17 protein-coding genes are annotated in these 25,770 nt (G+C 36.9%); 8 read left to right on the plus strand and 9 right to left on the minus strand.

Translation table 11 applies throughout. The annotated features are described in order from the left end of the window. Positions 1 to 93: 93 nt before the first annotated feature. Positions 94 to 1,512 (plus strand): polyphosphate:AMP phosphotransferase, encoded by a 1,419-nt coding sequence (gene pap, locus C9E89_RS15340; protein WP_107009213.1) that lies wholly within the window; start codon positions 94 to 96, stop codon positions 1,510 to 1,512. Positions 1,513 to 1,620: 108 nt separating this feature from the next. On the opposite strand, the gene C9E89_RS15345 is transcribed toward pap, so the two are convergent. Beyond that, complete coding sequence (locus C9E89_RS15345; protein WP_107009214.1) at positions 1,621 to 2,133, minus strand: hypothetical protein; 513 nt, start codon at positions 2,131 to 2,133, stop codon at positions 1,621 to 1,623. Between the two features lie 180 nt (positions 2,134 to 2,313). Here C9E89_RS15345 and C9E89_RS15350 point away from each other — a divergent pair, with 180 nt between their 5' ends. From C9E89_RS15350 to recD, 3 genes are all read left to right on the plus strand, one after another. Beyond that, positions 2,314 to 5,970, plus strand: coding sequence for an exodeoxyribonuclease V subunit gamma (locus tag C9E89_RS15350; RefSeq protein ID WP_107009215.1), 3,657 nt, complete (start codon positions 2,314 to 2,316; stop codon positions 5,968 to 5,970). A 24-nt stretch (positions 5,971 to 5,994) separates the two neighbouring features. After that, on the plus strand, positions 5,995 to 9,759 hold the full coding sequence (locus tag C9E89_RS15355; RefSeq protein ID WP_107009233.1) for a UvrD-helicase domain-containing protein: 3,765 nt from the start codon (positions 5,995 to 5,997) through the stop codon (positions 9,757 to 9,759). Positions 9,760 to 9,846: 87 nt separating this feature from the next. Further along, positions 9,847 to 11,592, plus strand: coding sequence for an exodeoxyribonuclease V subunit alpha (gene recD / locus C9E89_RS15360; protein ID WP_107009234.1), 1,746 nt, complete (start codon positions 9,847 to 9,849; stop codon positions 11,590 to 11,592). A gap of 598 nt (positions 11,593 to 12,190) precedes the next feature. Here recD and C9E89_RS15365 read toward each other — a convergent pair. Further along, on the minus strand, positions 12,191 to 13,489 hold the full coding sequence (locus C9E89_RS15365; protein ID WP_107009216.1) for a serine hydrolase domain-containing protein: 1,299 nt from the start codon (positions 13,487 to 13,489) through the stop codon (positions 12,191 to 12,193). A 257-nt stretch (positions 13,490 to 13,746) separates the two neighbouring features. On the opposite strand from C9E89_RS15365, the gene rpsO reads away from it, so the two are divergent. The 3 genes from rpsO (at position 13,747) to C9E89_RS15380 (ending at position 17,735) form a co-directional block, all read left to right on the plus strand. After that, the gene (gene rpsO, locus C9E89_RS15370) at positions 13,747 to 14,016 is read left to right on the plus strand and encodes a 30S ribosomal protein S15 (protein ID WP_107009217.1); all 270 of its coding nucleotides are present in this window, start codon (positions 13,747 to 13,749) and stop codon (positions 14,014 to 14,016) included. A gap of 263 nt (positions 14,017 to 14,279) precedes the next feature. Further along, a complete protein-coding gene (pnp, locus tag C9E89_RS15375) occupies positions 14,280 to 16,367 on the plus strand; it encodes a polyribonucleotide nucleotidyltransferase (protein WP_107009235.1) in 2,088 nt (695 codons plus the stop codon). Between the two features lie 147 nt (positions 16,368 to 16,514). Continuing rightward, positions 16,515 to 17,735: a magnesium transporter CorA family protein gene (locus C9E89_RS15380; protein WP_107009236.1), complete on the plus strand. Its 1,221-nt coding sequence runs from the start codon at positions 16,515 to 16,517 to the stop codon at positions 17,733 to 17,735. Positions 17,736 to 17,747: 12 nt separating this feature from the next. On the opposite strand, the gene C9E89_RS15385 is transcribed toward C9E89_RS15380, so the two are convergent. From C9E89_RS15385 to C9E89_RS15410, 6 genes are all read right to left on the minus strand, one after another. Beyond that, on the minus strand, positions 17,748 to 18,011 hold the full coding sequence (locus tag C9E89_RS15385) for a YdcH family protein (RefSeq protein ID WP_107009218.1): 264 nt from the start codon (positions 18,009 to 18,011) through the stop codon (positions 17,748 to 17,750). Positions 18,012 to 18,116: 105 nt separating this feature from the next. Then, positions 18,117 to 18,452 carry a chaperone modulator CbpM gene (locus tag C9E89_RS15390; protein WP_107009219.1) on the minus strand — a complete coding sequence of 112 codons (336 nt, stop codon included), beginning with the start codon at positions 18,450 to 18,452 and terminating at the stop codon, positions 18,117 to 18,119. Positions 18,453 to 18,481: 29 nt separating this feature from the next. Further along, entirely contained in the window at positions 18,482 to 19,444 is a 963-nt protein-coding gene (locus C9E89_RS15395; protein WP_107009237.1) for a DnaJ C-terminal domain-containing protein, read from the minus strand. A 253-nt stretch (positions 19,445 to 19,697) separates the two neighbouring features. Beyond that, positions 19,698 to 20,150: a DUF2147 domain-containing protein gene (locus tag C9E89_RS15400; RefSeq protein WP_107009220.1), complete on the minus strand. Its 453-nt coding sequence runs from the start codon at positions 20,148 to 20,150 to the stop codon at positions 19,698 to 19,700. 129 nt (positions 20,151 to 20,279) lie between these two features. Next, positions 20,280 to 21,155 (minus strand): Hsp33 family molecular chaperone HslO, encoded by an 876-nt coding sequence (hslO, locus tag C9E89_RS15405; protein ID WP_107009221.1) that lies wholly within the window; start codon positions 21,153 to 21,155, stop codon positions 20,280 to 20,282. A gap of 73 nt (positions 21,156 to 21,228) precedes the next feature. Continuing rightward, on the minus strand, positions 21,229 to 23,112 hold the full coding sequence (locus C9E89_RS15410; RefSeq protein WP_107009222.1) for a monovalent cation:proton antiporter-2 (CPA2) family protein: 1,884 nt from the start codon (positions 23,110 to 23,112) through the stop codon (positions 21,229 to 21,231). A gap of 128 nt (positions 23,113 to 23,240) precedes the next feature. Here C9E89_RS15410 and C9E89_RS15415 point away from each other — a divergent pair, with 128 nt between their 5' ends. Further along, positions 23,241 to 23,516, plus strand: a complete 276-nt coding sequence (locus tag C9E89_RS15415) for a hypothetical protein (RefSeq protein WP_107009223.1) — start codon at positions 23,241 to 23,243, stop codon at positions 23,514 to 23,516. A gap of 27 nt (positions 23,517 to 23,543) precedes the next feature. On the opposite strand, the gene C9E89_RS15420 is transcribed toward C9E89_RS15415, so the two are convergent. Continuing rightward, positions 23,544 to 25,760 (minus strand): primosomal protein N', encoded by a 2,217-nt coding sequence (locus C9E89_RS15420; RefSeq protein WP_378227882.1) that lies wholly within the window; start codon positions 25,758 to 25,760, stop codon positions 23,544 to 23,546. Positions 25,761 to 25,770: the final 10 nt, after the last annotated feature.

Below are 25,770 nucleotides of genomic sequence, written 5' to 3' on the forward strand. Positions count from 1 at the left end.
TAAAACATCAATAAAACTGATACAAAAATGAGTTCAAGTGAAGCGAAATATTTGTAAACTTGAATCAGTACAAAAACATAAAAAGAGAAAAGTATGACGACACCTGAAAGTAATGTTGAACTTGTTGATGCAGGTCAGCTCACTTTAGATTTGATAGAAGCGCAATATGGCTTAAAAAATACGCGTGGGCAAAAAAATGCAAAAAGTCTGGTGATTTTAGTCAGTGGTATTGAGCTTGCAGGAAAAGGGGAAGCCGTTAAACAATTAAGAGAATGGGTTGATCCACGCTATTTACGTGTTAAAGCTGACCCTCCTTATATGATGCAAAAAAATCAAGCATTTTGGCAGCCTTATACTCGTTACATTCCTGCGGAAGGACAGATGATCGTCATGTTTGGTAATTGGTATAGTGATTTACTTGCCACTGCGCTGCATGTGTCAGAGCCAATGGATGATACTTTGTTTGATGCTTATGTTGCGCAAATGAATGCTTTTGAACAGGATTTAAAAAATAACCATGTTGATGTGATAAAAGTTTGGTTTGATTTATCTTGGAAATCTTTACAAAAAAGATTAGACAAAATGGATGTTGAGGAACAGCGCTGGCACAAATTACATGGTTTAGATTGGCGCAATAAAAAACAATATGACAATGTACAAAAATTACGTCAGCGTTTTACCGATGATTGGTTGATCATTGATTGTGAAGATGCTGAAGTACGCGATCAGCAATTTGCTCAAGCGATTTTAAAAAACTTAAAACATTTGCCTCATTATCCAACACAAGTCAAAACAAAATGGAAACAAGCTGAAGTTCCCAAAGCATTATTAGCACCTGCTACAGCAGAAATGTCGAGTGAAGATTATAAGGCTGAGCTGAAAAGCTTAAGTAAAAAAGTAGCTAAAGCCATGCGTTTTGATCCACGTAAAGTTTTGATTACTTTTGAGGGCATGGATGCGGCAGGTAAGGGTGGAGCAATTAAACGCATTGTCAAAAAACTTGATCCTCGTGAATATGGAATTTATACCATTGCTGCACCTGAAAAATATGAATTGGCTCGACCTTATTTATGGCGCTTTTGGACAAAGTTATTAGAAGATGAAAAAATTTCGATTTTTGATCGTACATGGTACGGACGAGTATTGGTCGAACGGATCGAAGGTTTTGCAACACCTGTTGAATGGCAACGTGCCTATGATGAAATCAATCGTTTTGAAAAAGATTTGTCAGATAACCAATATATCATTGTAAAATTTTGGCTTGCAATCAGCAAAGATGAACAAGAGTTACGTTTTAAAGCACGTGAAGAAACACCACATAAACGTTTTAAAATTACAGAAGATGATTGGCGTAATCGAAGTCATTGGGATGATTATTTAAATGCCGCAGCAGATATGTTGCAACGTACCAATACCTTTTATGCACCTTGGCATGTGATTGCAACTAATGATAAATATTCAGCGCGAGTTGAAGTGTTAAAAGCAATATTGAAGCAATTGAAAGCAGATTGAGAGGGTATTTAAAAATTCTGTATCTTTGAAAAATGTAGCCAAATATACTGAATAGCACTTTATATCACGCAATAAAAAGCGGACGCTGAGTCCGCCTTCATTCAATCATTAAGAATATTTTACAATTTTTTCTTTTTGTTTGTTTTGAATGCCTTTTGCTAATTTATAGCATTCATCCACATGTGCTTCAGCCACTTTCTTCATCACAATATAGCCCAAACTTGCAGCGATAATAGACCCACCTAAAGGAATAAACTTGGTGACTTGTTTGGTAATGACTTTCGCAGCAACATTATTTAAAGAAGATTTGACTGCTGTACGGGCAACCACTAAGCCTGAAAACTCAAAACCGCGTTTACGTAGTTCATTCCAATGAATCTGTTTGGTTTTTGGGTCATATACACTGATTTGCTCAGGTGCTAAACCAAAACGTGCATTAATCTCAGGAATGAGTTGTGACAAGATCCCGACATCAATCACGACATCAAAAAAAGGAATAGGAACAACGGCTGCACCAGCAGAAAAATACGAGCGCTTTTTAACAAGTTCAAGGCATTCTGTACGAATGCTTTCTAAATTTAAATTTGGATCAATCGAATCTGGAATTTTATCAATTTTCATTTAGGTTCACGCTCCATTAAGCTGTTTATAATATTTGCGAGTAAAAGCATCTATACATATGCTGAGTGATTAAAAAAAGTGGTATGAACAATGCTTTAAAAGTGGCACATTGTGTTTAAGATGTATAGTAATGAAAGTTTATGATTTTGTGTTCGTTTTAATGTTATAAAATGAGGAAGTATGGGGATTCATGTCATTCAAAGCCAATCTATCGAAGTATTGGTACAAGGTATTTTACAAAGTGCGACAGCACCTTCAAACGACCCATTTTCTGTTTTAAGAACACAACATTTTATTGTCCCTAGTCCAGCTATACAGGAATGGTTAACCCAACGTTTAGCAGAACAGCGTGGTGTAAGCGCCAATACTGAATTTCATCAACGGATTCGTGGCTTTCAGTGGTATGCCTATAAGCAGGTTTTGAATGGTGAAGATGATCGTGTCGGTAAAGCCAACGTTCCTAGCTTGATTATGAAATGGCGGGTTTATCAGACTTTAAAAGATTTCATTCAAACGAAAGAGAATAATTTAGCCCAAGAACATCCACTGTATCCATTGATTCAACGTATTTATGATGCGGCTGCACAACTTGAGCATGGACTCGAAAAACAACAAAAAAAACAAGGAATGTTATATTGGGTCGCAGAACAAGTTTCATTATTATTTAATTATTACATGGTTTATCGTGGGCAATGCCAACGGGGCTGCCGTGATCTTTGTACTTGTCCAAGTAATTGGTTAGGGCAATGGGGACGAGGGCAAGCGCTCAATATTGAACAACAATTTCCAAAAACCGATCAACAAGTCTCAGCATTTCGTCTTGCGCAGGCGCAAGAGTTAGAACAGTGGCAACGTTGGTTGTGGATGCATATTTTTCATGAAGATTTTGCAGAAATGCAAATGATTGATACCTTATTTTGGCAAGTATTTGACCATCCACAGTTGCGTGAAGATGCGCTTAAAAATCTACCTGAAAAAATTGTGGTTTTTACCTTATTAGAATTACCACCACAACAATTAAATTTTTTAAGACGTTTAGGTCAATATCTGGATGTGATCATTTTACATTACAACCCATCGCAAGAATATTGGGCGGATAGTGTCGATCCAAATTGGAAAAAACGCTATGATTTGGGCGTAAAAGCACGTTTTATTGAAAAAAATCCGAAAGCGACAGATGCAGATTTACAACGTTTTTTTGATGAATTTACTTTAAATTTTAATGCGGAAGTTCGTGAGTCACGCCATCCATTGCTCACCCGTTTTGGTAAGCAAGCACGTGATCATTTCTCTTTGCTTTCACAGTTATCCTCAGGAGAAGAAGGACAATGGATTGATGCTTTTGTGAATGAAGAGCCAAAAAATTTACTGAGTCAATTACAGTCCGATATTTTATATCTTATTGAACCACAAGAACATAGCTATCCATTAGACCTCAAAGATCAATCTATACAAATTCATGTTTGTCATTCAACTTTGCGTCAACTTGAAGTATTAAAAGAACAGTTGATTCACTGGTTAGCGCAAGGAACACCCGAGCAACCACGCCGTCCAAGTGATATTTTGGTGTTAACACCGCATTTAACTGAAATTGAACCTCTGATTCGGAGTGTATTTCCACATATTCCCCATCAGGACAGTATTCATGTGCCTGCTAAAATTGCAGGGGTGACGCAGCTTGATGTTGAAAATGCATGGCGCGCGATCTTGGGCAGAATTGAGTGGTCACAAGGTCGTTTTAGCATTGAAGATTTTTCAGATTGGTTGACTTTAGAAGCGACTCAACTACGTTATGGTTTGGATGTACAAAATACTGAACGTATGTTGGAGTTACTCATTCAAGCAGGATTTAAGCGTGGTTTTGATGCAGAACATTTACAACAAACGCTGAGCGAGGATGATCAGGATTTCCGTTTTAGCTTTAAATTTGCTTTAGATCGCTTAGCTTTAGGTGTGGCAGTTCCAACGCATGCTGTTTTTGAGCAAACTTTAAGCTATCAATATGTTCGGTCAAGTGATTTTGAGTTGATTGGTCAGTTGATTGAGATTTATCAAGATTTTTCAGCACGTCGTTATTGGTTAACTCAACATGAATTAGGACAAGGTCATAGTGTCGAAGAATGGCTAGGTATTTTAATTGATGAAGTAAATCAATTTATTCATGCCAAAGTTGATATTTTGAAAGCAGTAAAAGAAACCATCAGTTTACAACAAAAAATGTTGCGACATTCTTATTTGCGTTTAGAGGATCAACAGCAATATGTAACGCATCTAAAAGGTGTACATTTACCTTTAACTTACGTACTGGCTGAAATTCATAATGCTTTGTCTGGTCAATTAGAACAAACATTACCAACGGGTGATATTACATTTAGTCAAATTGGGCAAATTCGTCCATTGCCTTATAAACTTGTGGTCATACTCAATTTAGACAGTGGCAAATTTCCAAACCGAAACCAACATATTCCTTTTGACTTAATGGAGTTACTCCGTCCGCAATTGGGTGATCGTTCTCGTTTAGAAGACGATCAGGGTGCATTTTTAGACAGTTTGTTGTTAGCACAAGACGCGCTCTGGTTATTTTATAATGGTTTTGATGTCAATGATGGCGAAGTTCGTGATCCTTCAAGTGTTTTGCAAGAGTTGATTGCTCATTTACAACTGATTTGTGAAATGCCAAAAAATCAGAGTGTATCCGCATCTGAACAGGTCATAGAAATTCCTGAAAACTTACGCTCTTTATATCATATTCATCAGTTGCAACCCTTTGAGCCTCAAGGTTTTGTCGAAAATAGTGCTGTACGCTATCAAGATCAGTGGTACAAAGTCGCAAAATATTTACAACAATCAGCACATTTAAGTCAGCGTGAAGCATGGGTAAATACGCCTTATCCTGCTGTGCAAGAAAGCATGACCATTTTAGAGGCAGGACAATGGATTCAAGATCTGACTTTCCCTGCGCGATTATATTTAAAGACTTTAGGTGTACAAAACTTAAAAGCACAGGACTTACCTGCACAGTCTGAACCTTTGGTTTTAGATGGTTTGGCGCGTTATCAGATTCGTGATTATTTACAGCAGCAAGATGAAGAAACTGCACATAAAATTGAACTGTTACAAGACCAACTTCCTGTGGGTAAAGTTCAGCAAAGCGCATGGAAAATCAGTATTGCTGAACAAAATAGTTTAAAAGAGCGCCTTGCGATCTATACCGATGCAGTGACTGAAACAACCCAACGTCAGTGGCGAATAGAAGCACATACTGTGATGAATATTACTGTTCCACAAAAATTTGCACAGGACTGGGTGAGTTTAGATGCATCTAGTGGACGTGCAAAACGTCGAACCAAAGTTTGGCTTGAATATCTTTTGTGGTTAAGTTATCTGAATTTAGGTGATGAACAGTCAGCTAAATTACGACGTGTTGCTGTCTTTAGTGATGTCACTGTGATCAATACAGGTGTCACTTCTCAGCAAGCCAAACGTTATATTGATGAATGGTTTAAAGCCTATCTGTATGCACAATCTGAACCTTTAGTTTTACCTGCCGCCTTACTACTTTTATTGGCTGAAAAATCTAAAACACTAGAATGGTCGATGGATGAACAACAGCAACCACAATTAGATAATATTGAAGATTTACTCAAAGAGTGGAATAAAAGTGATGCCTTCTTACCTTTTGCTTTAGAAGAAATGGAGTGGAGTAAAAAGCATTATGATTGGCAGTTTATTTTGCAAGAACAAGATACGACAGCTTTGCTGAAATATGCGTGTGAACATTATGCTTATGCGTTATATCAACCTATTTATCAATATCAATCTGTGGCAGAGGAATGAAAAATGCATCAGGAATCTTTTAATATGATCTTAGATGAAACCATTCCTCAAGCAGCGAAAGCCAAGCATCCTTCGGCGGTTTCAACACAACCCATTGCTGACATGCAATTTTCAGGTTTACATTGGATTGAAGCCTCAGCAGGAACAGGAAAAACCTATACTTTGTCAAGTTTGATGGTGCGTATTTTTTTAGAAAAATATTTACCAAATCAAGTAATTGCAACAACTTTTACACGTAAAGCTGCGGCTGAGTTAAAAACACGTATTCGAGGACGTTTACAGGAAACTTATCAGTATTTTGATGCTTGTCGTGATTTAACAGAACAACAGGTTTTAGCCAAAGCCAAACAAGAAAGTGATCCTTTATTTGCCAAAGTTTTAACTGTTTTTGCAACTCAAGTTGCCTATGCTTGTGAGCGTTTAAAATTAGTGATTGATCAACTCGATGAGTTATTTGTTGGAACTTTGGATAGTTTTAGTCAAAAATTACTGCGTGAGTTTGCATTTGAAAGTGGAAAAATTGAACGTGCTGAAATAACGGATGATGCAAAAAGTTATAGTTATCAACTCATTCATGATGTATTACGTGAATGGATACAACAACAGCCACAGAATATTATTGATTATTTAATTTTAAATAAAAAACTAAAATCTCAAGATGCTTATATTGCGGTAGTAGAAAATAGTTTAAATTTTTCATCTGCAAAATTACAAGAAATTCAGCCACCTGTTTTGGATTTATCTCAATTTGATACTGAAATTCAGACACTATTAACACTAGATTTAACTCAAGCGGCAACATTGGCAGATTTTTATTTGGCTGATGGGCAACACAATAAAATCATTGCAAAAAAATGGCGTGATCAAGGCAAAATGCAAAGTTTATTGACTGAAGATTTAGCACATTTGGTCGAGGAAATTCGAAAGCAAGGCGCATATTGTTTATTTGCACCACGTCAGGCACATACATTAAAAGCATTAAGTGATTTAACGACAAAAAAAGTACTGAATAAATGTTCTGAGGAGGTCTTAACTTCTTTTGAACAAAATACATTTTTACAAGCATTAAAGCATTTTGTTGAAGCTTTTTGGCAGTTAGGAGAAGGTCTAGATCTGCTTGATAGTTATTTGCAATATCATTTAGCCAGTGAGGTCAAAAAACGTTTACCTCAAGTATTACAGCAAAAAGGCGAAACCACCTTTGCACAACAGATTCGAACACTTGCTGAAGCTTTACAAGGTGAACAAGGGCAACGTTTTGCGAGTTTTATTCATGCGCGTTATCCCCTGATTTTAGTCGACGAATTTCAAGATACCAATCAAGACCAAGATGATATGTTGGCACAAATTTGGCGACATAGCAGCCGAGTGAATCACGGTTGTATGATTATGGTCGGTGATCGTAAACAGGCAATTTACGGTTTCCGTGGTGGTGATATGTTGACATTTTTGAAAGCCCATCAGGATGTTTTTGGCAAAGATGGTCATGCATATCACTTGATTCATAATCATCGTTCTGTTCAGCCTTTGGTTGAAGTAGTAGATGCTTTATTTCAACGGCAAGCTGATTTTGGTGAAGAGGTGATTTATACACCTGTTCAGGCAGGTGAACGTCCGCATCCTGCTTTAATTGATCAAGATCAAGTGAATCCAACGCCATTACGTTGGATGCAATTAGAAGATAAAAATAGTGAAGCTGAACAAGTCGCTTGGAAGATTCGAGAGTTACTAAATCAAGGTGTACAAGGGACATTATATTTTGTAGAGCAAGCTGCAAATCGGGCAATGGATGAAAATGATATTGCGGTTTTATCTAAAAATCATGCCGATCTTGACAAAGTGCAGTCTGCTTTAGAGTTTTTAGGTATTCGTACCAATCGACCTGCAAAGAAAAGCGTTTTTGAAGGGGCTTTAGCACAAGATGTTGCTGCGGTATTGACTGCGATCATGCATCCTTATGATGAAGCTAAAATCAAACGGGCATTGCTCAGTCGTTTATTAGGATTTGATTTAAAAAAATTAATTGCTTTAGAACAGCATGCTGAAGGTTTAAGTACATATATTGAACAGTTTGATTTTATTCGGGAAATGTGGCTCAAACAAGGTTTTTTAAGTGCTTGGCAATATGCATTAACCAAGTTTGATATTTGGACTAACTTAGTTGCAAAACAAAGCCGTGATAATGAACGTGTCGTGGTCAATTTACGTCATTTAACAGAGCTACTGAGTCAACATAGTGAGCGTTATCAAGGTGCACAAAATTTATATCATTGGTACTTAAAACAACTGACTGATCCCATGCAACGTGAATGGGAGTTAGAGCGCAAGTTATCCAATGATGCAGGCGTGCAATTGATGACCATTCACCAGTCTAAAGGTCTAGAGTTTAAATGTGTATTTTTATTGGGTGCAGATAAAGATTTTAGAGAACCCAATAAAAGTTTAAATTTTTCCACACAAGATACTTTAAATCACACCACAGGACAGATGGAACAGCAACGGGTTGTCGCTGTGAATGATAAAAATATTTTAAAACCTGAAGCTATTCAACAACATGATGCACGTGCTTTAGCAGAACATCATCGTCTATGGTATGTGGCTTTGACACGTGCAAGTTATCGTGTATATGCCATGATGCAGGATAATGACGGAAAATCTACGACAGGTTTAGCATTTTGGCGAGGGCATCCTGTACAGGCATTTCAACATGAGGGTTGTGCGATTGAACCACTGATAAGTCAACGTCCTGTACAACTCAAAACACAACATATCGATACCACGCTACGTTTAGATGCAGCGACATTACCCAAAAAGCGCTTTTATTCGAGAACAAAAACCAGTTTTAGTGCTTTGGCACAGCATTTAACCCGACAGCAGATTCAGGATGCTTTAGCTGTTGCTGAACCAAGTAGTGCAGGGGCAGAAGATGAAATCTATCTTCCGATTAAAAATAAAAGCATGATGCCAACCACAGCCCCAATCGCATGGATCAAAGAAAACTTTCCAATGGGAACCACAGCAGGAACTTTTTTACATAAAGTTTTTGAGCATCTTGATTTTCAAGATCAGCGTCTATGGCATGTTGAAATTCGACGTTGTTTTATCAATGAAGATAAAACCTTAAAAGAATCATTAACTGAAAAATATCTGAGTGCATTCCCTGAGAAGCAAGAACTTGATGTACGTACAGTTGAAAATGAAATCATTGATTTGATACAAGAATGGTTAAGTGAAGTTTTAGATACACCAATTTTAAATCATTTTAAGTTAAATCAATTATCAAAATCGCAACGTTTAGCGGAGTTTCCGTTTCATTTAGCTTTGTCAGATCGGGTATTTACCATACAACGGATTCATAGTTTATTTGAAGAATATGCGATTACGATGCCTGAATTTAAAGAAGCTTTTTCTGCCCGTTATTTAAAAGGTGAAATTGACTTGGTTTTTTATGATGGTCAAAAATTTCATATCGCAGATTATAAAAGTAATTATTTAGGTGCAGACCAACAACAATATAATGTACAAGCCATTCAAGAAAGTATGAGTTATGCCAGTTATTGGTTACAAGCTGCTTTATATTTGGTTGGATTACATCGTTATTTAAGTGTGAAACTTGAAAACTATCAAATTGATCAGCATTTAGGTGGTGCGAGTTATTTGTATTTACGTGGCATGAATGGTCAGACTGAACAAGGTTATTATTATTGGCGACCTGATTCAGAATTTATTTTAAGATTAGATGCAATTTTGGGTTATTTCTCTGAAGACAAACTCAGCACTATTGCATGATTATTTAGATGAATTGCAATACAAACAAAAGATTGTATTGTGGATAAATTTGTTGAAAACATTGTAGATAAGTTTGAGGATAGTTGTGTGGTAAATAGCCAAATTTTAGAAGATCAATATCCTCAATGGATTATAAATTGGGCAAATTATATTGTTCGTCAGCATCCAATGTCTGAGGAATTACAGGAAACTTCACTCAAATTAATCAGTGAAGTTTTAGATGCTTCTTTACAAGGTGACAGTTGTATATTGCAGGAACAAGATACAACTCAACATTTAGGCTCTTTATGTTTGTCTGAACTGCAAGCACAAGCATCGCAAGTTGCACCTTTTGTTTATGATGATGAGTATTTATATTTATATCGTTATTGGCAGCTTGAGCAACGTTTAGCGCAACAAGTGATTCGCCTAAAACAGCAAAAAATACTTGCTATTGATTTAAAAGATTTTGATGACTTACTCAATGATATTCATCAAAAAAATGCGCTAAAAATGGTCGCTGAAAATGCTTTTAATATCATTACAGGTGGACCTGGAACAGGGAAAACCTATACTTTAGCGCGTATTATTGCGGTACTTCATCAAACCTTACCTGATCTTCGTGTGGCAATGGCAGCACCTACAGGTAAAGCAGCACAGCGTATGGGCGAAGCATTACAAAAGTCCTTAACTGACCCCAAACTAGAGCCTTTTGGTTTACATTTAGATTTATTCACGCCTGTAACAATTCACCGCTTATTGGGTTTAGGGCATCAACATATTCCACGTTTTCATTTAAAACAGCCTTTACCTTATGATGTGATTGTTATTGATGAAGCATCTATGTTGGACTTAAATTTAGCCACATTATTATTAGAAGCTGTTCCTGAACAATGTCGTTTGATTTTATTGGGAGATGCAAATCAATTGGCATCTGTGGATGTCGGATCAGTACTTGCAGATTTGCAAAATGTTAAAATGCTACAGCAAAATCAAGTCAATTTAGTCAATACACATCGTTTTAAACAAGATGCAGCTATTGGTAAATTCGCCAATTTTATTCAACAACAAAAACAACATATTCAACTTTCAGATCATGTTTTAAAGGATTTTGAACAGCAAGTTGTTGCAGCATCTGAAATTATTCCGATTGCTCTTAACTCAGAGATGAATGATTTTATTCAACTTGAATATTTGCCTGAAAATATTCAGCCACAAGCTTTAGAAGGTTATTATCAAAAATTGAGTGCAGGATTTTCTTCATATTTTGATGCATTAAAAACCTATTTAGCAGATACGATGTCCACCCAACATGTGCAAACCGTGATACAAGCATTTGACCAATATCGTATTTTAAGTGCAGTTCATCATGGTGTTTTAGGTTTAAGAACTATTAATAGTGAAATTGAAAAAGCGTTATTTAAAGCCATTCCACAACTTTATAAACAAGGGGATTGGTACGTTGGTCGTCCTGTGATGATGGATTACAACGACTATCAATTGGGCTTATCCAATGGTGATATTGGTGTATGTTTTAAACATCGCCAATATGCAGATCAGTTTGAAGTATATTTTCCGAGCTTAGATAAGTGGGTACTGGCATCGCGTCTACCAAAATCCATTCAAACGGCATTTGCTTTAACCATTCATAAATCACAAGGTTCAGAGTTTAAACATACGATGGTTGTTTTGGATGCTTCTGCACAAAAACTACTTAGCCAAGAACTACTTTACACAGCCATTACTCGTGCGAAAACGGTTGTGAGTTTGTTAGTTGAAGAAAATGCTTTTTATAAAGCACTGACGGTTGCGACACAGCGAAAAAGCGGATTAGTTAAAAAAATTAAAACTTAAAATTTATTATTAAGTTTTAATTTACAATAAGTATCTTGTAAGAAATTGCTTACATAAATTCGAGATATTGACGCATAGAGCTCTGTGTAACTTTTTGAGATGATGAGTCCTATAAAGAGCTTGGTAAGGAACACTAAGCAAAATCGCAAAATAATAATAATTTAAAGTCGAGAGACTGCGAACTTACATGAAGTAAGGCATAAAGAGGAAACTTACAGCCGCTAAGCCTTGTAGTTTTGGGAGAGACTACAAGGCTTTTTTATATCTAAAATATTTATAATTATGTTACAAAAAATACAAAATGTACGATATTTCTTACAAAAAGATAAGATAAATGCGACTTTTATCATACTTTAAATGTGGCATCATACACACATAGGGAAATACTTAAGAAAACTGATAAATAAGGGACAAAAACATAGTAATAAGAAATCATGAGATAACAATAAAAATAAATAAAATAATAACAACCAGAAAATAAGAAACTACAGCGCAAAGGAAAGCCCTTAGAGTAATCTAAGGGCTTTTTCTTTATTTAAACTTAATAATAAGTATGAAATTTGATAAAAATATTGAACAAATCATTGATTTTTTTACTTTATACAATGTCAGTTTCAGTGGCATCTGTACCAAATAGACCACGACGTTGTTCTTTAGAGACTTTTGGACATTGGCTAGAAATTTGTAGTAATACATTAGCTAATGCTGCTAAATGCGTACCTACAACAGATTTTCCTGTATTTAAGATACTGACGCTGATATCACGTTCAGGATCTGCCCAACATAAAATATTTGAAAAACCAAGATGTCCAAAGGCTTGACCAGTATGTGGTCCAAAAATACCCACTGGATTACTTCCCAACATAGGTCCAAGTGCATAACGCATCGGTGCTAAAAGTGTACGATCAATCGTCGTGGTTGAGGTTGGCAAAGTTGCACGAAATACAGTTTGCGGACTCATGATTTGTTTGCCCTTATAAGTTCCGCCATTGAGTAACATTTCAAAGAAACGGTTGGCTTGTTCTGCGCTGGTATAGATATTTCCAGCAGGGCAAATGGTATCCATAAAACGATGATCATTGGTCACATTGACAGCCAATTCTAAGCCTCCACCTAAGACATGATCTAAATACAGATCTGTACCCAGTTTAGGATGAATGCCCGTTGCGGTGTTGAGTGCGACTTGATCACGGAATTCAGTTTTTAAACCATAATTGAAAAATTGCATATCCATTGGTTTTTCAATATGTTCATGTAAAAAGTGACGTAAATCTTGTCCTGTTACTCGTTCAATCAGCTCACCTAAAATATAGCCCGCAGTGACAGCATGATAAGCAAGATTTGCACCCGCAGATGAAATCGGTTTTGATGCATAAAGATGTTGTAAAATTTGTTCTTTATCAAATAATAATTCTGGTGTGACTTCAGCTTCAACGCGAGGAATGCCTCCACGATGCGAAAGTAAATGGAAAATGGTAGCACGACGTTTTCCATTTTGTGCATATTCAGGAATATAGTAGCTGATTGGGTCAAGGAGATTAATTTCACCTGTTTCATCCAACATATGGATGAGCATTGCAGTGATCATTTTTGAAGCTGAAAATAAACAAATCGGTGTATCTGGGTTGGCAATGACAGCATCATTGGCTAAGCCTTGTGCGGTGTTGCCTCGTGTATAGCCTAAACTACGGTTAAGAACAATTTCCCCTTTTCTGCGTAAACAAACACTAATTAGAGGATGATTTCCCGTTTTGTAAAGCGACTCAATACTTGACCAAATTTTATGGACTTGTTTTTCGGTCATTCCAGCACGTTCTGCTGCAACCTCATCTTTGGATTGCATAATTTGGCTTAGGTCTTTGGGTACATAACAGGTATTAGTTGAAAATATTTTCACAGTTTATTCCATCATTATTTTTCTATTGAACAGTCTGCCTTTGCTCGATTTTATTGTCAGTGTCCTAAATGCCGTATACATGTCATAAATTTGCAAGATGATGATGGTATGACTGAAATATCCTGACGATAATTTTGCAATCTCAGGGTAGTTCCTTTAAAATAGGCGACTGCTGTAGTGATGCACGGCAGTCAAATTTAGTGTTTAGCATTAAATTGATTTTTATCAAATATTTACAAGCATCTCGGAGAAATCGAATGGCTTTAACAAACGCAGATCGCGCAGAGATCATCGCAAAATTCGCTCGCGCTGAAAATGACACTGGTTCACCAGAAGTACAAGTAGCTTTATTGACTGCTCAAATCAATGATTTACAAGGTCACTTCAAAGATCACAAACATGACCACCACAGCCGTCGTGGTTTGATCCGTATGGTTAACCAACGTCGTAAGCTTCTTGACTACCTTAAAGGTAAAGATGCTACTCGTTATAGCGATTTGATTGCTGCTTTAGGTTTACGTCGTTAATTCGATTAAACTTTTATTTTCGGATTATTGCATGCTTTGTGCTATACTGATGAAAACTAAAGTATATCTAGCTTTGTCTAGATAATAGAAGGGGCGAATATTCGCTCCTTCTTCGTGTCTAAAATGATGCTTTTATAGAAATGATTGTCTAGTGAGGTCGGCTTCTAAGCTTTGTCATTTATGCGGTTGATATGAATGCCAAACCTTAGGGGTCTCCACTAGAATAACTGTTCAAAAGAACTAGGAAACAAAAATACATGTCAATGTTTAATGTAATTCGTAAAGAATTCCAATATGGTCAATACCAAGTTGTACTTGAAACGGGTCGTGTTGCTCGTCAAGCAAATACTGTTGTGATCACCATGGGTGGCGTAACTGTTTTGGTTGCTGTTGTTGCTCAACCAACTGCTAAAGCGGGTCAAGACTTTTTCCCACTTACAGTAAACTACCAAGAAAAACAATATGCTGCAGGTCGTATCCCGGGTGGTTACGGTAAGCGTGAAGGTCGTGCTTCAGAGTCTGAAACTTTAATTTCTCGTTTAATTGACCGTCCGATTCGTCCATTGTTCCCAGAAGGTTACTATAACGAAATCCAAGTGACTGCAACTGTTGTATCTTCTGATAAAACAATGGAAGCGGACATTGCTGCAATGTTAGGTACTTCAGCTGCATTGGCAATCGCTGGTACACCTTTCCGTGGTCCAATCGGTGGCGCACGTGTAGGTTTAATTAACGGTGAATACGTTCTTAACCCAAATCATGAACAATTAAAAGAGTCTGACCTTGACCTTGTGGTTGCAGGTACTGAATCTGCTGTGCTTATGGTTGAGTCTGAAGCGAAAGAACTTTCAGAAGACCAAATGCTAGGTGCTGTGCTTTTCGGTCATGACGAAATGCAAATTGCTATTCAAGCGATTAAAGAATTTGCAGCAGCGGCTGGTGCAACAGAGTCTACTTGGACTGCGCCTACGAAAAATGAAGATCTTCGTGCAAAATTAAAAGAAGCATTTGAAGCGAAAATCTCAGAAGCATACACAATTGCGATCAAACATGATCGTTATGCAGCATTAGATGCTTTACAAGCTGAAGCAGTTGCTCAATTTGTTCCAGAAGAAGACGTTGATGGCATTGCAGATGACCTAAACGAATTATTCGAAGATCTTAAATACCGTACAGTACGTGACAACATCCTTTCTGGTAAACCACGTATTGATGGTCGTGACACGAAAACTGTTCGTGCATTAGACGTACAAGTGGGCGTGTTAGATCGTGCTCATGGTTCTGCATTATTCACACGTGGTGAAACTCAGGCGTTGGTAACAACAACTTTGGGTAATACACGTGATGCATTAATGGTTGATACTTTAGCGGGTACTAAAACTGACAACTTCATGCTTCACTATAACTTCCCTGCATACTCTGTAGGTGAAACAGGTCGTGAATCTGGTCCTAAACGTCGTGAAATTGGTCATGGTCGTTTGGCACGTCGTGGTGTTCAAGCTGTACTTCCTGCGGCTGATCGTTTCCCGTATGTGATCCGTATCGTATCTGATATTACAGAATCAAACGGTTCATCTTCTATGGCTTCTGTATGTGGTGCGTCATTGTCACTTATGGATGCAGGTGTTCCACTTAAAGCACCAGTTGCAGGTATTGCAATGGGTCTAGTGAAAGAAGACGAGCGTTTCGCAGTTCTTTCTGACATCTTGGGTGATGAAGATCATCTTGGCGATATGGACTTTAAAGTAGCAGGTTCTGCAAACGGTATTACTGCGCTTCAAATGGACATCAAGATCGAAGGGATCACTGAAGAAATTATGGAAGTTGCATTGAATCAAGCATATGCTGGTCGTATGCACATTTTGAATGCAATGAACCAAGTGATTTCACGTGCTCGCCCTGAAATTTCAATGCATGCGCCAACCTTCCAAGTGATCAGCATTAACCCTGACAAAATCCGTGATGTGATTGGTAAAGGTGGTGCAACTATCCGTGCAATCACTGAAGAAACTAAAGCTGCGATTGATATCGAAGACAACGGTACAGTACGTGTATTTGGTGAAACTAAAGCTGCTGCACAAGCTGCGATTGCTAAAATTCAAGCACTTACTGCTGAAGTTGAGCCAGGTACAATTTACGTAGGTAAAGTAATTCGTATCGTTGAGTTTGGTGCATTCGTCAACATTCTTCCTGGTACAGATGGTTTATTACACATCTCTCAAATCTCAAATGAGCGTGTTGCAAACGTGACTGACGTATTGGCTGAAGGTCAAGAAATCAAAGTTCAAGTTGCTGATGTAGACAACCGTGGTCGTATTAAATTAACTATGAAAGATATTGACCAAGCGTAATATCTTTTAAAAAATTTACAGTAAGCTGATTTGGCATTATTGTAAAAATTAAGCCTTGTGTTTTGCTAGAGTGATCACTTTAGCTTGCTCAAGGCTTTTTTTATGGCATGATGCTGTTTAATCTTGATCAACATGCTTTATGCAATTATGCAAACTTTTTATTTTTTTCAACACCCAGAACAACAATATACATGTATCCAAAATCAACCAAATATACATACAGAACAACAGTTTATCTGGATTGATTGTACGCGTGAAGATGTCGTCAACCGTGTTGAAGCTTGGCAAAAAGAAATTCTAGAACTGAGCCAAATTCATTTAAATGAATATCATATTCGTGACATTTTAAATCTTGAGCATCCTTGTGCTTTTGATGCTATGGATGAATATGACTTATTGATTTTTAGAAAGTTAATCACACCTGATGACCAAATTAATGTAGGAAGTACTTTTGAACAGCATGAAAGTGTTTTTGGTTTAACTTCATCCCCAGTTAGTTTTGTGATGACTTCGCAAGTGTTGATCAGTATCCATGAAAAGGGAAATCATGCTTTTGAAAGTTATCTGAACCGTATTATGGCGATGCTTACAAAATCACTGGATGAACAAAATAAGCCTCGAAAATTACCTTCAACGCCTTTAGATTTGTCGCTACGTTTATTAAATAGCATGGTTGATGGTTATTTAGATTTGCGTAAACCTTTGACACGAAGGGTAGAGTTTTGGCAACAGGAACTTTTACAAGGCAATCGTCGATTTTCTAAATGGCATCAACTTTTTCAAGAGATGATGGTTTTTCAGCAAATTGAAAATTTATGTGAGGAACAAATTGATGCTTTACAAGAAGTAAGGGATGAAATTGTCGAAAATTATTCACATTTAAAAGGTAAAAAAAAGGCTGATAAACAAGATCTTATTTTAGTTCGTGTTGATGATTTAGTCAGTCATGTTGAACGAATTCAAAAATATACCACGCGATTAAGTAGTGCTATTCAAGCTGCGATAGATTTGCATTTTTCAGCCATTGCCAACCAAACCAATGAAAATATGCGTATTTTAGCGATCATTACCGCAGTTTTTGCACCTTTAACTTTGCTGACAGGTGTATATGGGATGAATTTTGAATTTATCCCCGGTCTCAAAAACCAATCAGGCTTTTGGATTGTGCTCTCAGCAATGTTGATTTGTACAATTGCATTATTGGTCTATTTTTATCGACGCCATTTGGTTGGGCGTGGTGAAAGAAGTGTGATTGATATGTTGGCACAACAACATAAAAATCAGCACGTCAATTTACTGTGGTTCTTGGACTATGAACCCATTAAACAAACAATGAAAGAAGTCGAAAAAATCACCAAATTGAAATAACTTTTCTTTAAATTATTTGCGACTCGCTTGAGTGGCTTTTTGTAGTAAAGAATAAAGTTCATCTTTAATTTTTAATTTTTTGCGTTTTAGAACCTCGATATCATCATGAATATGGTTGATGGGATCAAGTTCAAGATGAGTAATCGTATGATCAAGCTCATTATGTTCTGCGAAAAGTTTAGCAAAATGTGGATTGGTATTTTTGAGTGTATTTACTAATTCACTATGCTCAGGGAACATGTGTTTGATTTTCTTATTAATAACTTTGGAATTCATAGGGGTTGATGACCTCTTAAAACCATTTTGAATGAGATAAGAGACCTATCATGACAGGTTAAATATTAACCTGTCATCTGTATTTAACAATTTGAAATGAATTAGTCATAATGAGCGATAAAGATGCTTGGTTTGTTTACGTAATTGTTGAACCTCATCAATTAAATCCATCATCATTGCAACTGCGGAAAAACTGGCTTCAAAGTCTCGTTGTAAACGATAAGCACGCCTTGCCCGAGCCACATCCTCACCAAAAAATTGATGAATACGTTCCTTTGGTCGAGCTGCTAAAATATCATATTCAAGTAGTTGTAAAACCCATTCAGGACTTTGCCCACACGCTTGTGCAAAGTGAGTTAAATCAAAACACAATCGTTCATCAACGATTTCAGCATCTTGACAGTCGTTACAGACAATTTCACGATAATGTATAGTTGTCATAAGTATGCTCCTTGAAGTGATTCAATGATTTACCGTGCTTTAAAATTTGGGAAAGCATTTGCATAATCTTGATATGCTTGTTGTTCTTGGCTGGTATCTGCTTTTGGATAAACAATATTGAGCACTAAATACAAATGCCCAGCCGTTTTACTTGGAATTCCTTTATCTTTTAAGCGTAATTGTTGATTTTGTTTGGCATTTTTAGGAATGTTCACTTGAACTTTACCCGCAGGTGTAGAGATTTCAACACTTTGACCCAGCGCAGCCTCCCAAGGGGTAATGTCTATCGTGTAATAAACATCAGCATCTTCTACACGGACACGATGACTATCTTGATAGCGTATTTCAATATATAAATCGCCATTTTCTCCGCCATTAATACCTGCTTGACCTTGTTGAGCAAGGCGAATCTGTTGTCCCTCTTTCATTCCTTTAGGAATTTTGACTTGTAAGGTTTTTCGTTGAACTTCAGCTTCACCATAAGCATTATAGGTCGGAATTTGTAGGGTAATGGTTTGGGTTGAACCTTCATAAGCCACTTGGATCGGGACTTCTATACTTGCATGTTGATCTTCACCTCGATAACTGCGTTGTTGACGAGATTGGCGCTGCCCAAAATCTTGTTGATGACCACCACCAAAGCCACCACCAAAACGTCCAAATAAATCTTCAAAACCGCTAAAGTCTTGTTGTCCACCTGAGCTATTTCGATAAAATTGACTTCCATCAAAGCCTTGACCACCTGCCTGACCACCAAAACCACGATTTGAAAAATCTTGTGGATGATCTAACTCAAAATCATATTGTTTTTTCTTTTCTTCATGACTTAAGGTGTCATATGCAACGTTAATGGCTTGCATTTTTTCTTCAGCATCAGCTTCTTTGCTGACATCAGGATGATATTTACGTGCTAATTTACGGTAGGATTTTTTAATTTGATCAGGTGTTGCATCCCGAGAAACACCAAGTTCTTCATAATAATTTTTTGCCATATGTACAGCCATTTTTGATCTTGATTTTATTCATTAATATGCCATTTTTTGCAAAGTTAAAAGTACTGCTTGGTTAAGATATTGTTTCAAAAGCTGTCAAAATAGCGATAATGATATTTATCACGTTATTTTTTGTTTTTATCTAATTGATTTTTATATCCTTAATGCTTTTTTGAGAAATAATTTTCTTCTGTTTAATAAATTAAAGCCAATCATGACAAAAATGATTAGCTTAGTTTATGAGAAGTTGTCTTTATTCTGTTAGGCGAATCCATGTTGCAGAACGTCCTAGCAGAGAAACACCAATGTAACCACGCATCGTTAAGCGTGTACCTTTAGCATTGAGTTTAATTTTGCCATGATAGACATTACCCGAAAGCGGGTCTAAAACTTGACCTTGAGTAAATAAAAGCGGGTCTTTTGGTGACTGGCGAAAACCATTTAAAATTTCTAAATTCATATAAGGTACATTTTTGAGAGAGCCTTTGCAGTGCGTGCAATTTTCTTCTAAAGGTTTATTGGGAATTGGGCGTATCTCAATAATTTTCCCTGTATAAACTCCTTCATTATTTTTACTAATTTCTACGTCTGCTCTAGAGTAACCCGTTTTATCATCTACTGTTCGCCATTTTCCTGTTAAATCAGGAGCTGCGAAACAGAGTGTTGAAAAAAAGATACTGGATAAAATAAGTGATTTTTTTAGCATTATTGTGTCCCCTAATCTTATAATTAAAAAAGAGTAAATCTACATTTACTCTTTTTTTAAAGAAAGGCAAGACTCATTTTATGAATAAATTAAATTACTTAGTAAAACTTAATTTATTCATTAGTTTTTTTAACTCAAATGTTCGCCAAATAAACTGAGCGCTTCTTTTGCTGTAAATTGATAGCGTTTATTGCAGAACTGACAATCCATTTCGATTGGATTATTGACTTCTAACGTTTCTTTTACAGCATCTAAACCAATTTGAATGAGTGCATTTGCACATTTTTCAAGTGAACAAGTACATGAAAACTTAAGGTGCTCAGCTTCAGGCAAACGAACTTCTTCTTCATTATAGAGACGGTAAAGAATCTCTTGTGCGCTTAAGTCGGTCAGTTCATCACGTTTTAGCGTTTCAGTTAACATAGTGAGGCGTGGCCACAAGTCTTCATCGACCCATTGTTGTTCTTCATCATCATTAAGAGGTAAGAGTTGAATGAGTAAACCACCTGAACGCTCTGCTGTACTTGCTAAAACAATACGTGTCGCGATTTGTGCAGAAAGGTCATAATATTGCATTAAACAACCTGCTAAAGTGGGTTGATCTAATGCGATAATGCCTTGATAACGTTCGCCATGTTCAGGTTCAATATTAATAAACAATACAGGCGAAGTTAAAGTGGCAAGCACTGTGCTACTGTCTTGAGCATCCGCAAAACGTGAATCTTCTTCATAATCTGCAAGCGCGCGAATTTCACCTAAATGGTTACACTCAGCCATTGCCCATTTAAAGTTGCCTTGTGCTTGGATTTGTAAGCTGATACGACCTTTAATTTTTAATGTACTTGCAAGTAAAGCAGTTGCACTGAGCATTTCACCTAAGAGTATTTGAATCGCAGGTGCATATTGACGTTGTGCCAAAATTGTCTGTAAAGCATTTTCTAAATGCACAACTTCACCACGAACAGGGCTATCTTCAATATAAAAACGTTGACGTAAATCAGACATAAAATTCTCCAAATCCCTGTTTAAATGGTGACGATATTATAAATCACAAGCACACTTTTTTAGAAATATCTGCTTAGTTTTCATGATCACGAGTTACATTGATACGATCATGGGTATGTTTTAGTATCTCTTTGCGTTCTAAACCCGACTCGTCAATATCAGGATTGTCTTCAAATTGGTCTGGATCATGCTGTGTGATCTGGGCATCACTTTCAAATAAATGCTCAAGCTCTGATATGAAATCACGATAACTTTCATATACTTTCTGTTCATCGGTATAAATACGTTGTTGGCGTGTTAATAGATCTTCATCATAATTTCTAAATAACTCAACACTATCATAAGCAGTTGACTTGTCTAAACCTAATTCACATAAAGTCCGATAACCTATGCCTAAAGAAGTTAAGTAGGTTTCTCGCCAAATATGCTTAACACCTAAATCACGTAATAAGTGCATATGATAACGGTCACGTGCACGTACCAATAACGTTAAATTTGGATAATTTAAACGAATATGCCGTGCAACATTCATCGAGTCTTCTACGTCATCAATAGCAAGCACAAACACTTTTGCTTGTTCAATGCCTGCCGAACGTAACAAATCAGGCAAAGTCACATCACCATAATACAATGTACCGCCATAGCGCCGTACAAAATCTATTTTTTGTAAGTTATGGTCAATGGCTGTAAAAGGAAAGTGTTGCATATGGGCTAAACGAGCCACAATTTGCCCAACACGCCCAAAACCCGCAATAATTAACGGTGGATGTTGATTAGGAATATCATCATATTTAGGTGCTTGATCTTTATTGAATAAAGGTAAAACCCATGTTGAAACTAACCAAAACACGATAGGTGTAAAGACCATGGATAAGGTCACGACCAACGTAATTGGTTCTAAAATGGCAGCTTGAATCACTTTTTCACTTTTGGCGACATTTAACACAACAAAAGCAAATTCACCACCTTGAGCAAGACAGGTTGCAACCATCAAGCTATTTTGCCAATTCATTTTTTTAAAACGAGCAACCGCGGTCATGGCGATCATTTTGATGATGATTAACAGCAGGGCAGCACCGATAATTTGTAGAGGAAGTTCCACAAGTAAATTTAATTGCGTGGTCATGCCCACGGTCATAAAAAACAAACCTAAAAGTAGCCCTTTAAATGGAGAAATACTGGCTTCAATTTCATGACGAAACTCTGAATCAGCCAACAGTACACCTGTTAAAAATGCACCTAGCGTTGTGCTGATGCCGAGTGTGTCCATGAGTAAAACGACAGCAAGGACAATAAATAAACCCACAGCAGTCAGTAGTTCAGTAGCTCCACTTTTTGCCACAAATCTGAAAAAAGGACGCATGACATAGCGACTAAATAAAAACAGTCCTGTAAATGTTGCAATAATCGCCGCAAAATAAGCAATGCCATGATGGGTAGATTCAGCACCAGATAACAGTGGTATCACTGCAAGTAAGGGAATAGCCGCAATATCTTGGAATAATAAAATAGAAAAAGATTGCTGACCATGTGTGGTATTTAGTTGTTGTTTTTCTGATAAAAGCTGTAGAACGAAAGCTGTAGAAGACAAGGCAAGTGCAAAACCAATGACAAAACTTGCTGATAATGATTGCTGTAATAGTAAAAACACGGTTCCCATGAGTACGATGCCTGTCACAACAACTTGCAAACTTCCCATGACAAAAATGGATTGACGCATTTCCCATAAACGCTGTGGGCGTAGTTCTAGCCCGATGAGAAACATCAGTAAAATTACGCCAAATTCGGCAAGGTGCATGATTTCTTCAGGATCACTAGCAATATTAAAAACGCTAGGACCAAGTAAGATTCCTGTAAAGAGATAGCCGAGAACTGTCGCGATCCCAAATTTTTTACCTAAAGGTACGAGTATTAATGCTGCACCTAGAAAAAGCGTTATTTGTAATAACGGTGACATTGATCTGTCCTAATTTTTTTACTTTAGAAATTGTACCTTGATTTTAGACTTTGCTTATTTTAATTTTTTGCAGGAATAATCATGTCACTCTAAGATTGAGTAAATGAAAACAGAAGAACTATTGAGCGATGATCAGACAACATATTTTGAAATTTTTAAATGAAATAGAAAGTGATGAATCACTCGAAGCGTTTCATGTTTTTTTGATTGGGCTTAAAAATGCTCACCATACTTCTAAAGATGAACTGTATGACATTCTTATGGACATTCTTCAGAAAGAAGGGCATGAGGATGATTTTATCTACAATCAGATTGCTGATACCTTAGATTATTTTGTAGGTTGGCATTCACCCTTAAAAGAGTCAGATTCTACCTCTGTCTTTGTTCAGCAACTCAATTCATAAATTAAAAATATCTTTCATTCATTTGACTTAATTTAACTCTTGCGGATCTACATCAATCGTCAGTTTCATGTAAGAGGGTTTTTGTTGTGTTAAATATTGCCACCATTGACGAACATAAAAGTGCATTTTGGCACGTTCATGCGAGAGTAAAACTACATGGGCTTGATAACGTCCTGCTTTACGCTCCATAGGTGCAGGGATAGGTCCCCAAATATCAATTAAATTTTCCTCTGACTGTTGTCTTAATTGTTGCGTCATTTCAGTTAAAAAGTTTTGGTTATCCTGTTGGCTTCTTGACTCACAACGGATCAAAATCGCGTAACGATAAGGCGGCATTTGAGCAACTTGACGATCCGCTAAGGTTTGTTTTGCAAAAGCTCGATAATTTTTATTCAATAAAACATTTAAGAGTGGATGCTCAGGACGCAAAGTTTGTAAATAAACATCGCCTTTTTTCTCACCACGTCCAGAACGTCCTGCAACTTGTATAATTAACTGTGCAGTTCGTTCCGTAGCCCGAAAATCTACACTCAATAAACCTGCATCAATGTCTAAAATTGCCACTAAAGTGACATAAGGAAAGTGATGTCCTTTTGCCAACATTTGCGTGCCTAATAAAATTGTGGGTTCACTTTTTTGAATTTGATCATAAATTTTTTGCCAACTTCCCACACGACTGGTTGAATCACGGTCAACACGTAAAACAGGATATTTGGGAAATAATTCATTTAAAGCTTCTTCTACTTTGGCAGTGCCTAAACCGATAGGTTTTAACGTATTTTGATTACACTCGGGGCAAGTTTCAGGCAGACGATTAATCGTACCGCAATGATGACAATGCAAATGAGCATAAGGCTTTAAATGTAAAGTGAAATGGGCATCACAATGAGGACAATTGGCTTGCCAAGCGCAGCTTTCACAAATTAAGACAGGTGCATAACCACGTCGATTTAAAAAAATTAAAACTTGTTCTTTTTTTTCTAAGCGTTTACCAATTTCACTGATCAGTTGAGTGCTGAGCCCCGCCGTTTTTTTACTAATTTTTAAATCAATGAGGTGCATTTTTGGCATGACTGCGCTACCTGCACGTTGATTTAACTCTAAACGGGTTAATTTACCTTGTTGCGCCAAATGATAACTATCAATACTCGGTGTGGCAGAACCTAAAATGATGGGGCAATGTTCTAAATATGCACGATATAACGCCATATCCCGTGCATGATAACGAAAACCTTCCTGTTGTTTGAAGGAAAGATCATGTTCTTCATCTAAAATAATCAAACCAAGATTTGGCATCGGGGTGAAAATTGCAGAACGTGTACCTAAAATAATCGAGGCTTTACCTGTTTCTGCATATTGCCATGCTTGTAAGCGTTTAGAGTCATTTAAACCCGAATGTAACAACACGGTATTACAATGAAAACGAGATTGGAAACGGCTAATGGTTTGTGGTGTTAAGCCAATTTCAGGGACTAAAACAAGAACTTGTTTGCCTTGTTTAAGTACTTCATGCATGACTTGTAAATAGACTTCAGTTTTACCACTTCCTGTTAGCCCATCGAGTAGAAAAGCTTGATATTTTTTTTGAGCTTTTAAAATGGTTTGAATGGCTTTTTTCTGTTCATCATTTGCTGTTAATGGCATTTGTGCCAAGCTGACAGGTTCAGGTTTAAAATTTTGTGCTTCTAAATCACATGCAATAATTTCTTTTTTTTCCAAAGCTTTTAAGGTGACGGTTTCGATACCACTCAAATTTAAAATATTTTCCTGTGTTCCTTTAGGATGTAGCTTTAAAATTTTATAAGCATCTTGCTGTTTTTCAGAACGCTTAATTTTATCTTCAGCATGCAAATCTAATACTTTCCAAACACGTGCCAGTAAGTTATAGGGTTTACCTTGGCGTAATAATGTAGGCAAAGCAGTATGCATCACTTCACCAATTGGAAATTGATAATATTGTGCAGCCCATGTCAACAAACTTAAAACTTTGTCATTTAAAATCGCGCGATCATCTAAAAATTCAGTGACAAATTTGAGCTGAAAATCTGGGTTAATCGGTTCATCTAGCGCTAACTTTGCCGTAATAATAGCAACGAGCTTTTGCCGACCAAAAGAAACTGCGACACGCATACCGACTTCTGCTTGAGCATATTGCTCAGCACTGACTTTATAGTCAAAACAGTCATAGAGAAATACGGGTACAGCTACACGTACTCGATAAATGAGAGGTTGAGACATTGGCATAGTGGCATTC

This window comes from Acinetobacter sichuanensis (genome assembly GCF_003024515.2).
In the GTDB taxonomy this organism is placed as follows: Bacteria; Pseudomonadota; Gammaproteobacteria; order Pseudomonadales; family Moraxellaceae; genus Acinetobacter; species Acinetobacter sichuanensis.

Coding starts and splice junctions, on each gene's coding strand:
- C9E89_RS15410 (WP_107009222.1), bottom strand. CDS start 23,112: ATGTCACCGTTATTACAAATAACGCTTTTTCTAGGTGCAGCATTAATA.
- C9E89_RS15420 (WP_378227882.1), bottom strand. CDS start 25,760: ATGCCAATGTCTCAACCTCTCATTTATCGAGTACGTGTAGCTGTACCC.
- C9E89_RS15385 (WP_107009218.1), bottom strand. CDS start 18,011: ATGAATTCCAAAGTTATTAATAAGAAAATCAAACACATGTTCCCTGAG.
- C9E89_RS15390 (WP_107009219.1), bottom strand. CDS start 18,452: ATGACAACTATACATTATCGTGAAATTGTCTGTAACGACTGTCAAGAT.
- C9E89_RS15355 (WP_107009233.1), top strand. CDS start 5,995: ATGATCTTAGATGAAACCATTCCTCAAGCAGCGAAAGCCAAGCATCCT.
- C9E89_RS15380 (WP_107009236.1), top strand. CDS start 16,515: ATGCAAACTTTTTATTTTTTTCAACACCCAGAACAACAATATACATGT.
- C9E89_RS15350 (WP_107009215.1), top strand. CDS start 2,314: ATGGGGATTCATGTCATTCAAAGCCAATCTATCGAAGTATTGGTACAA.
- pap (WP_107009213.1), top strand. CDS start 94: ATGACGACACCTGAAAGTAATGTTGAACTTGTTGATGCAGGTCAGCTC.
- C9E89_RS15400 (WP_107009220.1), bottom strand. CDS start 20,150: ATGCTAAAAAAATCACTTATTTTATCCAGTATCTTTTTTTCAACACTC.
- C9E89_RS15395 (WP_107009237.1), bottom strand. CDS start 19,444: ATGGCAAAAAATTATTATGAAGAACTTGGTGTTTCTCGGGATGCAACA.
- hslO (WP_107009221.1), bottom strand. CDS start 21,155: ATGTCTGATTTACGTCAACGTTTTTATATTGAAGATAGCCCTGTTCGT.
- pnp (WP_107009235.1), top strand. CDS start 14,280: ATGTTTAATGTAATTCGTAAAGAATTCCAATATGGTCAATACCAAGTT.
- C9E89_RS15415 (WP_107009223.1), top strand. CDS start 23,241: ATGATCAGACAACATATTTTGAAATTTTTAAATGAAATAGAAAGTGAT.
- rpsO (WP_107009217.1), top strand. CDS start 13,747: ATGGCTTTAACAAACGCAGATCGCGCAGAGATCATCGCAAAATTCGCT.
- C9E89_RS15345 (WP_107009214.1), bottom strand. CDS start 2,133: ATGAAAATTGATAAAATTCCAGATTCGATTGATCCAAATTTAAATTTA.